Source organism: Streptococcus sp. HMSC073D05 (assembly GCF_001812015.1).
GTDB classification, from domain to species: Bacteria; Bacillota; Bacilli; order Lactobacillales; family Streptococcaceae; genus Streptococcus; species Streptococcus parasanguinis_D.
Genome location: NZ_KV807482.1, coordinates 50,938 through 61,713 on the forward strand (window position 1 = coordinate 50,938; position 10,776 = coordinate 61,713).

At 41.9% G+C, this 10,776-nt stretch carries 12 protein-coding genes; 3 read left to right on the forward strand and 9 right to left on the reverse strand.

Translation table 11 applies throughout. From position 1 onward, the window contains the following. Nucleotides 1-8: 8 nt before the first annotated feature. The 9 genes from HMPREF2832_RS01185 to rlmD all read right to left on the reverse strand — a co-directional run bounded on the left by HMPREF2832_RS01185 (nt 9) and on the right by rlmD (nt 8,394). Complete coding sequence (locus tag HMPREF2832_RS01185; protein ID WP_070505293.1) at nt 9-2,660, reverse strand: valine--tRNA ligase; 2,652 nt, start codon at nt 2,658-2,660, stop codon at nt 9-11. After that, nucleotides 2,653-3,231 carry an AAA family ATPase gene (locus tag HMPREF2832_RS01190; protein ID WP_041826242.1) on the reverse strand — a complete coding sequence of 193 codons (579 nt, stop codon included), beginning with the start codon at nt 3,229-3,231 and terminating at the stop codon, nt 2,653-2,655. The genes HMPREF2832_RS01185 and HMPREF2832_RS01190 overlap by 8 nt, the downstream gene beginning before the upstream one ends. Beyond that, nucleotides 3,231-3,791, reverse strand: coding sequence for a GNAT family N-acetyltransferase (locus HMPREF2832_RS01195; protein ID WP_070505294.1), 561 nt, complete (start codon nt 3,789-3,791; stop codon nt 3,231-3,233). Before HMPREF2832_RS01195 ends, HMPREF2832_RS01190 begins: the two co-directional genes overlap by 1 nt. Further along, on the reverse strand, nt 3,778-4,356 hold the full coding sequence (locus HMPREF2832_RS01200; RefSeq protein ID WP_003014318.1) for a flavin reductase family protein: 579 nt from the start codon (nt 4,354-4,356) through the stop codon (nt 3,778-3,780). The genes HMPREF2832_RS01195 and HMPREF2832_RS01200 overlap by 14 nt, the downstream gene beginning before the upstream one ends. Before the next feature lie 288 nt (nt 4,357-4,644). After that, complete coding sequence (locus HMPREF2832_RS01210; RefSeq protein WP_049483451.1) at nt 4,645-4,992, reverse strand: helix-hairpin-helix domain-containing protein; 348 nt, start codon at nt 4,990-4,992, stop codon at nt 4,645-4,647. 180 nt (nt 4,993-5,172) lie between these two features. Further along, nucleotides 5,173-5,427 carry a DUF1912 family protein gene (locus HMPREF2832_RS01215; protein ID WP_013903179.1) on the reverse strand — a complete coding sequence of 85 codons (255 nt, stop codon included), beginning with the start codon at nt 5,425-5,427 and terminating at the stop codon, nt 5,173-5,175. 2 nt (nt 5,428-5,429) lie between these two features. Then, nucleotides 5,430-6,776, reverse strand: a complete 1,347-nt coding sequence (locus HMPREF2832_RS01220) for a DUF438 domain-containing protein (protein ID WP_070505295.1) — start codon at nt 6,774-6,776, stop codon at nt 5,430-5,432. Next, nucleotides 6,776-7,009 (reverse strand): DUF1858 domain-containing protein, encoded by a 234-nt coding sequence (locus HMPREF2832_RS01225; RefSeq protein ID WP_003005810.1) that lies wholly within the window; start codon nt 7,007-7,009, stop codon nt 6,776-6,778. Before HMPREF2832_RS01225 ends, HMPREF2832_RS01220 begins: the two co-directional genes overlap by 1 nt. A 32-nt stretch (nt 7,010-7,041) precedes the next feature. Then, the gene (gene rlmD / locus HMPREF2832_RS01230; protein ID WP_049474394.1) at nt 7,042-8,394 is read right to left on the reverse strand and encodes a 23S rRNA (uracil(1939)-C(5))-methyltransferase RlmD; all 1,353 of its coding nucleotides are present in this window, start codon (nt 8,392-8,394) and stop codon (nt 7,042-7,044) included. Nucleotides 8,395-8,449: 55 nt separating this feature from the next. Here rlmD and HMPREF2832_RS01235 point away from each other — a divergent pair, with 55 nt between their 5' ends. From HMPREF2832_RS01235 to HMPREF2832_RS01245, 3 genes are all read left to right on the forward strand, one after another. After that, a complete protein-coding gene (locus HMPREF2832_RS01235; protein ID WP_049498318.1) occupies nt 8,450-9,226 on the forward strand; it encodes an aminoglycoside 3'-phosphotransferase in 777 nt (258 codons plus the stop codon). Nucleotides 9,227-9,236: 10 nt separating this feature from the next. Further along, complete coding sequence (gene recX / locus HMPREF2832_RS01240; RefSeq protein ID WP_070505296.1) at nt 9,237-10,019, forward strand: recombination regulator RecX; 783 nt, start codon at nt 9,237-9,239, stop codon at nt 10,017-10,019. A gap of 109 nt (nt 10,020-10,128) precedes the next feature. Continuing rightward, complete coding sequence (locus HMPREF2832_RS01245; protein ID WP_013903172.1) at nt 10,129-10,662, forward strand: nucleoside tri-diphosphate phosphatase; 534 nt, start codon at nt 10,129-10,131, stop codon at nt 10,660-10,662. Nucleotides 10,663-10,776 lie beyond the last annotated feature (114 nt).

Below are 10,776 nucleotides of genomic sequence, written 5' to 3' on the forward strand. Positions count from 1 at the left end.
TTCTGTGTTTATTTCACCAACTTCTTCATCTCCTCAATACGTGCAACAGTCGCATCGTACTTCGCTTGGTAGTCGGCTTGTTTGTCGCGTTCTTTTTGGACGACTTCTGGTTTGGCATTGGCTACGAAGCGTTCGTTAGAGAGCTTCTTACCAACCATGTCGAGTTCTTTTTGCCATTTGGCTAATTCTTTTTCAAGACGAGCCAATTCTTCTTCGACATTGAGAAGGTCAGCGAGTGGCAAGTAGATTTCTGCGCCTGTGATAATGCTTGACATAACCAAGTCAGGTACTTTGACATCTGCTGCAATTTCCAAGTGTTCTGGGTTTGTGAAGCGTTTGATGTAGTTGACGTTATCATTGAAGAAGGCATCAAGCTTGCTGTCGCTTGTCTTAATCAAGATAGTGATTGGCTTGCTTGGCGCTACGTTCACTTCTGCACGTGAGTTACGAACAGAGCGAATCACATCTTTAAGAGCTTCAACGCCGGCTGCTGCTTCTTCGTTTTCAAACTCTGGACGAACCACTGGGTATTCCGCAGTCACGATCGTTCCTTCAGAGATTTGGCCATAAATTTCTTCAGTCACAAATGGCATGATTGGGTGAAGGAGACGCAAGATTTGATCCAAGGTGTAAAGAAGAACTGAACGAGTAATGACTTTTTCGTCCTCGTTATCGCTGTAAAGCACTTCCTTGGTCAACTCAACATACCAGTCCGCAAACTCGTCCCAGATGAAGTTGTAGAGGATGTGACCAGCCACACCAAACTCAAACTTATCGAAGTTTTCAGTGACCTTACCGATCGTTTCGTTGAGGTTGTGGAGAATCCAGCGGTCTGTCACGTTACCTGCTTGACCAGCAGCCACTTTAGCTACATTTTCACGTGCCGCATCCAGGGTCAATCCTTCATTGTTCATGAGGATGTAGCGAGAGATGTTCCAGATCTTGTTAATGAAGTTCCATGAAGCATCCATTTTCTCGTAAGAGAAGCGCACATCTTGACCAGGTGCAGAACCGTTTGAAAGGAACCAACGAAGGGCATCGGCACCGTATTTCTCGATAACATCCATTGGGTCAATCCCGTTACCAAGAGATTTAGACATCTTGCGTCCTTGCTCGTCACGGATAAGGCCGTGGATAAGAACATTCTTAAATGGTTGGCGTCCTGTGAATTCCAATGATTGGAAGATCATACGAGACACCCAGAAGAAGATGATATCGTAACCTGTTACCAAGGTTGACGTTGGGAAGTAACGTTTGAAGTCTTCTGAGTCGACATCAGGCCAGCCCATAGTAGAGAATGGCCAAAGGGCTGAACTAAACCAAGTATCCAAGACATCTTCGTCTTGTTTCCATCCGTCACCTTCTGGCGCTTCTTCGCCAACGTACATTTCACCCTCAGCATTGTACCAAGCTGGGATTTGGTGACCCCACCAGAGCTGACGAGAGATCACCCAGTCGTGGACATTTTCCATCCACTGAAGGAAGGTGTCGTTGAAACGAGGTGGGTAAAATTCAACCTTATCATCTGTGTCTTGGTTGGCAATGGCATTTTTCGCCAATTGGTCCATCTTCACGAACCATTGCGTAGACAAGCGTGGCTCAACCATCACCCCTGTACGCTCTGAGTGACCAACTGAGTGGGTCATCTTCTCAATCTTAACAAGGGCACCAATTTCTTCTAACTTCTTGATAACAGCCTTACGAGCTTCAAAGCGGTCCATGCCATTGAATTCACCAGCTAATTCATTCATAGTACCATCATCGTTCATGACGTTCACTTGCGGAAGATTATGACGTTGACCAACTAAGAAGTCATTAGGGTCATGGGCAGGAGTGATCTTCACCACACCAGTACCAAATTCAGGGTCTGCGTGTTCGTCCCCTACGATTGGGATTGGCTTGTTCAAGATTGGCAAGATAACATTTTGACCAATCAAGTCTTTATAACGATCATCATTTGGGTTAACCGCTACGGCTGTATCCCCAAACATGGTTTCAGGACGTGTTGTTGCTACTTCAAGGGCACGTGAACCGTCTTCCAACATGTAGTTCATGTGGTAGAAGGCACCTTCCACATCCTTGTGAATAACCTCGATATCAGAAAGGGCTGTACGGGCTTTCGGATCCCAGTTGATGATAAATTCACCACGGTAGATCCAGCCCTTCTTGTAGAGCTCTACAAAGACCTTACGAACAGCTTTTGACAGACCTTCGTCAAGGGTGAAACGCTCACGAGAATAGTCTACAGAGAGCCCCATCTTGCCCCATTGTTGCTTGATAGTCGTCGCATATTCGTCTTTCCATTCCCAGACTTTCTCAAGGAATTTTTCACGACCAAGGTCATAACGAGAGATGCCATCTTCAGCCAAACGCGCTTCTACTTTAGCTTGAGTAGCAATACCTGCGTGGTCCATACCTGGAAGCCAAAGCGTATCGAAACCTTGCATCCGTTTTTGACGGATGATGATATCTTGCAAAGTTGTATCCCAAGCGTGACCAAGGTGAAGTTTACCAGTTACGTTTGGTGGTGGAATAACGATTGAATAAGGCTTAGCCTTTTTATCGCCAGAAGGCTTGAAAACATCTTCGTCAAGCCATTTTTGGTAACGACCAGCCTCAACCTCGGCTGGATTATATTTAGGTGAAAGTTCTTTAGACATGTGTGTGTCCTTTCTCTATTGTTTTCATTTTTTCTTGAATCTGCTTTGCGACTTCTTCTGCAGACAGATTCGTATTATTAATTTTCAGGTAGTGGTGAAGGCCACTCGGTTGCTTTTGAGAATTAAGTTGATCTGTTTTATCAGTCTCTAAAATTTCTCTTTCAGATACCTCAAAATTCCGTTTCAAGGGTTTGTATTTCAACCGATTCTCCGTTCGATTGCGACGTAAGCGCTCCTCAAGAGACGTTTCTAATTCAACAAAGAGAATCTCTTGATGATACTCATTTAATAAATCTTGAATATTCTTCAAATACATCAGATGGTATTGATTTGAAAAATCAGTTACACCTGTTAAAATCACCGACCGATGATGCCTGGCGCTTGTTCCAAGAAAAGAAAAGTTAACGCTACGAACAAATTCCCACATTTCTTCCGTAAAATCCTGATAGATTTCGAGTGCGAAATCAATTGGTTGATGGTTGAAAAAGAGAGTCGCACCGGTGAGTTTCGAAAGTTCCTGACCAATGGTCATTTTCCCTGCAGCTGGAGCTCCAATGATGAAAACATGCATCAATCCACCTCCCACTCACTCTTCAGCAAGCCGTATCTCAAATCATCACAGCGATTGCCTTGGGCATCTTTACGGTCTCTTATGCGTGCTTCAAGGGTGAAACCAAGCTTCTCAGCGACTCGTTGACTTTGAAGGTTGTAACCAAAGCAAGACAATTCTATCTTGTGTAGGTTTAGTTCTGTAAAAGCTAAATCAATCAAGGTACGCGCTGCTTCGGGTACATAACCCCGGCCCCAATAGTCTGGGTGCAAGGTATAGCCAATCTCCAGCACATCATCTTCGTGGCGATGAGGAAAATCAACAGAGCCGATGATTGTATCGGTCCCTTTGACCACGATTCCATAGCCTGCTGGGAGATTATCCTTTTGATTACGTTCGGGAAGGATATGTTCTAGGTAATAAATCTCATCTTCCAAGGTCTTGACAGGTGGAAACCCTGCTGGGTAAGAGACTTCTGGACGACTAGCATAGTCAAAGATATCCTCTACATCCGCCACTGTTCGGACTCGCAAGACCAGACACTCGGTTTCTATTCTTTCTGGCAGTTCAGCTCTTGTCATTCTTCTTCCTCGCTTTCTTCATAAAGCTTCCCATGGGGTCGACTCGATCGTCCAGATAACGATAAACGCGCTGATGGCCGTCCCCCATAAAGTAGGTCGGTGCAAAACGGTCATTTTTAAAATGCCCCTTATCATCTAAGAGTTCTGGATCAGCCAGTCGCTCAAGAATCTTTGCAAAGATATGGCAAATGCCATCTTCCTCAATAATCCGATCTACCTGGCAATCCAATACGACTGGACAGGCCTCCAAAATCGGAGCCTGGGTCCGTTCAGAAATCTCATAGTCCAGCCCTAAGTGATCCAACTTCTCCCGATGGCTGATAAAGCCAGCCTGCTCCATCTCCAGCATAAAGTTTTCATCAGGGATGTTCACAGTGAACTGTTGATAATGCTTAATCTGGTCTGCCGCATTTTCCTCAGCACCAACACCGATGACCAGCCAATCTCCCAGACTATAAGACGAACTGCAGGTTGTGATATTGTGCTCAAAGTTCTGGTCCTGATACCCCAAGATGAAGATAGGAAAACCATAGTAGAGTTTACTGGTGTTAAAAGATTGTTTCATGACAACCTCCTTTGGCTAGGGGTGTAAAAGAAAAATCGTCCCTGTCATTAATCTGACAGGGACGAATGTGTTGATCCGCGGTACCACCCAATTTCGGGCAGAGCCCGCATCTCTCGTCTTTAAAACAAAAAGACATTATTATTTCATTTTTATCCATTAGCAACCAGTTTTGACACATTTGTGGACTTCTCAGCACCGCCACTTTCTGTAAAATGTGGGATTCAAAACACCTCTAATAGGTTCATTTTAGCAAGTTTTCCTTGAAATAGCAAGAAATCACAAAAGCGATTATTTAAATTTAACGCCTAGTTCTTGCAATTTCTTGATCGTAGCTGGGCCGATTCCTTTAAGGGCCAACAACTCTTTTTCTGTCCAGTTTGCGAAGTCCGCAACAGAGCGAATACCTTCATCATAGAATGTTTGCGCACGATCAAGTGCCACACCTTCCAAACTTGCAGCAAATTCTTCCACTGAAGAAGCCGCTTGTTTCACTTCTTTCGCCACTGCTTTTGTAGCTTTCTCAACCTTTTTAGGTGCTTCTTTCACAGCTGCAGTTACAGTTGCGACAGCTTTTTTCAAAAGATGTCTATTTTGATGTTTGTATTGTTTCGCACGGTTTACGTTCTTCTTTGCCATTTTTCCTCCTAAATTCAGTGATCAATCCCTAAGGCAACAAGGTTTCATCACCATTATTCCATTCAATAATCCGTTGATGTCATTTCAACTTTTTTATTGTAACACAATCCCCTAAAAAATCAAGTCATTGCTCGATTTTCAGGTAAATCTAGCTAGTAAAACGCCTTCAATAATCACCTTCTAGTATTTTCTTTCACCAAAGAGGCCATCTGGTAAATCATGAAATCCTTTTCCAGCATGGAAATTTTCAAACTTCCCTTGCAAAAACTGATACGCATCCAAACGGCTTTCATAGCGAATCATAGCAATTTTAGCTCGCTCATCCTGATCTTCATCAAAAACCTTCTTACTTTCTTCGAGAGCCATTTCATTGATCATGACTTGAGTCTTGATCCACTCCTCAAACTCTTTCATAAACTCTGTTTCGTAACTCATCTTTACTCCATTCCTCTATAAAAATCCGTATCGATCTCCCGATAAGGTTGAATGTCCTGAACATATTCCAAGACTCCTTGAAACTCTCCAGCTTCATCACGCACGGCTGCATAGGTGACATGGACAAATTTCCCACGCGATTCTGATTTGAACCACATTTCATACTTGTCTTTTTTCCCTTCACGAAGCCCCTGCATGATGGCTTTGACCTTCTCCAAATATTTCGGTGGGTGACACAGCTCAACATTGCGTCCTACCTGCGATGGCGTCCTCTTAAAAATCATTTCCTCAAAAGGCGCAGCATCATTGTAATATTGGAAAATATCCTCCTTATTGACAAAGGTGATCTCCATTGGTAACTGGTTCAAGATTAAATTCGCTTGCTCCACCGATAGAAAGCCATGGCCAAAAGCCTGTGGCTGCTTGCGATCGAAGCTCTCTTCTTTTTTCTTAGGCGTGAAGGTAATCGTCAACTGCCCCTCAGGAGTCTCAATGACCTGACGTTGCTCATCGCCTTTTGAAGAAGGAAGCGGTTCAGTTGAACCCTCTGACTCTTTCGACGCTTCCTCCTTGAAGTCAACGCGTTTCGGCACCCATTTCTCACTTGGGAGAATAATGGCATAACCATAGGCATCACTTTCTTCTGCAATGAAGAGCCAGTCATCCTGAGTAAAGGCCTCCAGCAAAATCATCAAGAGGATCGACTCTTCCTTGAAGATCATGGCCTCAAACTCTTGCGCAAAGGCTTCAAAGAGCTCTTTGACTTCTAAGATGCCAGAATCCGGCAGTTCCTTGGCAGTGTCCAAAACTTTCGCAAAGAGGTCCCGAATCTGGTCATCTACTCCCCACATCACTTTTGGTGGGGAATCATGCCCATATTTTTCCATAATCGGAAACATCAACTCTTCCTTGCGTCGGTAATGCCGGTCAAATTGACCCACCAAGCCCAGCTGACGTAACAAGCCCTTATGAATCTCCTGAATCATCTCAGGATCATCGGTTGTCTCATAATTGTCTAGCAAACGACGTACCCGCATCATAGCCGCACGAAGGGCTAGATTCTCCTGTTTAAAGATTTGAACAGGATGGCCCGGGTGGTCAGTATCTGCTACTTCGACCCCTTGAACAGCATTCTTAAAGAGATTGGCATGGACATCACAAAGCTCCATAACATCTTCAAAAGTAACCCCTGCATCTGAATTCATCAGTTCATGCTCCATAAGAGAGATCTCAATCGCAGAAACTCCTGCAAAGGTCGCATCAAACCGTTCCTGAACCGATTCAGGGGAAGCTCCATGATGAAGCTCTAATAAGATATCTCTTAAGACGTGAATTCGTTCATCACTCATTAGTCTAGCCCCACCACTTCATAGCCATTAGCCTCTAGTGTTCGCACAATCTTCTCCATAGGAGTACCTTCTAATTTTGATCCTTGTTTCAAAGAAACCTTGCGCCCAACTGTATTGCGCATGATCGGATTGGCTAAGGGTTTAAAGCCCAACTCCACCAACAAGTCCAATACTTCCGGATGTTGATCAATGACTTGAGCAACTGGAATCGATACATCAATAACATTGTCCATTTTCCTATTTCCTTTACTCATTTCGTTCATTTTCACTTCTTCACTAACTTCACGACAGCCTCTGTCCTTGCCGTATGTGGAAACATGTCCACTGATTGAATGTATTCAACCCGATAGACCTTTGTCAAAGCTACCAAATCTCTTGACAAAGTCGATACATTACAAGAGACATAGACCATCTTGTCAGGTGCATAGTGCAATAAGGTCTCGATCAATTTCGCCCCTAAACCCGTACGGGGTGGATCCACAATGACTGCATCTGCTCGATAGCCTTCTTTGTACCAACGGGGAATAATTTCCTCAGCCGTCCCAGCTTCATAGTGGGTATTATCAAATCCCATCCGTTTAGCATTGTATTTGGCATCTTCAATCGCTTCAGGAATGATATCCATCCCCCGAACACTTTTCACTCTATTAGCAAAAGCAAACCCAATCGTTCCAACCCCACAGTAGGCATCAATTAGATGATCCTCTGGCGATACATCCAAAGCCTTGACCGCTTCACTATACAAGACTTCAGTCTGCTCCGGATTCAGTTGATAAAAGGCTCGAGGAGAGAGGGAGAATTCATAATCCAAAACGCCTTCAAGAATAGCCTCTTCACCCCAAATAATCTGTGTTTGTTCACCATAGATTTCACTGGAGCGAGACGTATTTTTATTAACAGCAACGGTGACAATCTCAGGGTGTTTCTTAACCAAGTCTTCCACTAAATCCTTTAAATTAATCTGCCGACTGGTGACCACAATTATCTGAACCTGACCAGACTTCCGAGCTCGTCGAACCATCATAGTTCTGACACCCAGTTCTTTACGCTCATCAGCAATTGGAATCTGATAGTAAGTCAATAAATCCGCAAAATCATTGGCAATCGCTTGAATAACCTGATCTTGAACCAAACAATCTTTTAATTCTACCAAATAATGTGAATTTTGAGCATAGAGACCCGCCTTGACCTGGCCTTTAAATTTCCTTGTTTGAAATTGCAATTTGGCCCGATAGTAAAGAGGCTCCTGCATTCCGATTGTTGGCCGAATGTCATACTGTTCAAAGCCTTCAGGTGAGAACTTTTTCAAGGCTTGTTGCAATAAATCTGTTTTAAACTCCAGCTGCTTGTCATACTTCAAATGCATGATTTGACAGCCCCCACAGGTCTCATAGATATCACACATGGGTGTCACCCGATACTTAGACGCTTTATTCACAGATAAGAGTTTGGCTTCCGCAAAATTTTTCTTGACACTTGTAATTTGGCAGAAGATATCTTCACCCTTGAGGGCTCCTGGAACAAAAACAAGGGTTTTCTGGAAAAATCCGATACCTTCCCCGTTTATCCCCATACGCTTGATTTTTAATGGAATTTTTTGTTTGACTTTAAGACTCATAAGTCTATTATACCACGTAGTTTCTCAATGGTTAAGAATATGTTACAATAAAACCATGAATACAAAGACATCTCATTTCTCCCCATTGGATTTTCCTGAGCAATTACGAACTTATATAGAGGGAGCAACTCTTTCTGATAGCTCTTCTCATTCAGGCGCAAGGGTTCTCTATCTTGATTCAGGTTACTACTTGAAAATAGATCAAAAGGGAAGATTAGAGCGAGAAGCTAGCATTGCAAGGTGGTTTGAAACCAAAGGACTGGGAACTCCAGTTATCGAATATCTATCTAAAGATAAAGACTACCTCCTGACTAAAGAGGCTATTGGCCATGATGCTCTCGCTTTTTTAGACCAGCCAGAAAAAATCTGCCGTACCATGGCAGAGGCTCTTAAAAAGCTTCACAGCTTAAATCCGAAAAATTTTCCATCAGATAATCATTTACAAGCCTATAAAGAAAGAGCCTTGAAAAACTATGAAAAAGGTGAGTTCTATGCCAAGGCGCTCCTACCCCAATTCCAAATCAACAGTCGCGAAGAGGCCTTCCAACTCATCCAAGAACATGGGCACCTTTTAAAGACAGATGCCTTTATTCACGGGGATGCCTGTCTACCGAACTTTATTCTAAAAGATGCTGACCAATTCTCTTGCTTTATTGATCTTGGTTTGGCTGATTTCAGTGACCGGCATATCGACCTCTTTTGGGCAGTTTGGTCCCTCAACTATAACCTACAAGATCCTAAATACGCTGAACTATTTCTTGACTATTATGGAAGAGATCAGGTCGATATACATAAACTTCGACTCGTTGCTGCCTTTGAAGCGTTTGGATAAAAGAAAAAATATGAAAATTACAAAACTAGAAAAGAAAAAAAGACTCTACCTTCTTGAATTAGACAATGATCAAAAACTTTACATCACAGAAGATACCATCGTCAAATATTTTCTTTCCAAAGAGAAAGAAATCAGTGAAGAAGAGCTAAAAGAAATCCAAGAGTTTGCACAATACTCCTATGGTAAAAACCTGGCCCTTTACCATCTTTCCTTTAAAGCTCGAACAACAAAAGAAGTCCGAGACTACCTTACAAAATATGAGATTGATACTGAGATTATTGATAAAGTTGTCCAACACCTAAAAGAAGAAAAGTGGTTAGATGATCGTCAATATGCCAGAAACCTGATAGAGGCCAACCTCCTCAGTGGCGATAAAGGCCCTGTCTTATTACAACAAAAAATTCAACAAAAAGGGGTCCCAAAAATTATCCTTCAAGAAATTCTTGCTGACTATGATTTTACAGAAGTTATTAGCCGTACCGCAATAAAACTCCAAAAGAAATACCAAGGAAAATACCCATTAAAAGCCATTGAAACGAAAATCATCCAAGGACTCATTTCAAAAGGTTTTGCATACAACCAAGCAAAAATTGCATTCCAAAATCTTGAACTAGAAGCAGATGAAGAAACAACCAATGAGCTCATCCTAAAAGAATTAGAAAAACAATACCGTAAATACAGTAAAAAATATGAAGGCTATGACCTAAAACAACGTTTAACCCAAGCATTAGCCAGAAAAGGGTACGATTATAGTGATATAACATCAGCCATTAGAGAATTTTTAGATTCATAAATTCCCATTCAAAAATCAAATTGAAAATAAAATAGAAAAATAAGAAAAAAATTAAAAAAATATGTTACAATATAGAGGATATACTTAGATTGTAGAAAGTTGGTAAGTTATGAAACTACCTAAAGAAGGCGACTTTATTACAATTCAAAGTTATAAACATGATGGCAGTTTACACCGTACCTGGCGTGACACCATGGTATTAAAGATAACCGAAAATGCAATTATTGGAGTAAATGATCATACACTTGTTACAGAAAGTGATGGCAGACGTTGGATCACTCGTGAACCAGCAATTGTTTATTTCCATAAAAAATATTGGTTTAACATCATCGCCATGATCCGTGACAATGGTGTGTCTTACTACTGTAACCTAGCAAGTCCTTTTCACATCGACCAAGAGGCCTTAAAATATATCGACTATGATCTCGATGTCAAGGTCTTTACAAATGGTGAAAAGAAATTGTTAGATGTTGAAGAATATGAGCAACATAAAGAAAAAATGCACTATTCAGATGACATTGACTATATTTTAAAAGAAAATGTAAAAGTACTAGTAGATTGGATAAACCAAAACAAAGGTCCTTTTTCAGAGGAATATATCAAAATATGGTATAACCGTTATGTTGAACTGCGAAATAAATAAAGTTGGAAAGAGCGCAAGCTCTTTTTTCTTGTAAATTATAAAAAAAAATCTAATGACATCATTAGACTCTTTTAATATACTATCGGGAAGACAGGATTCGAACCTGCGACACCT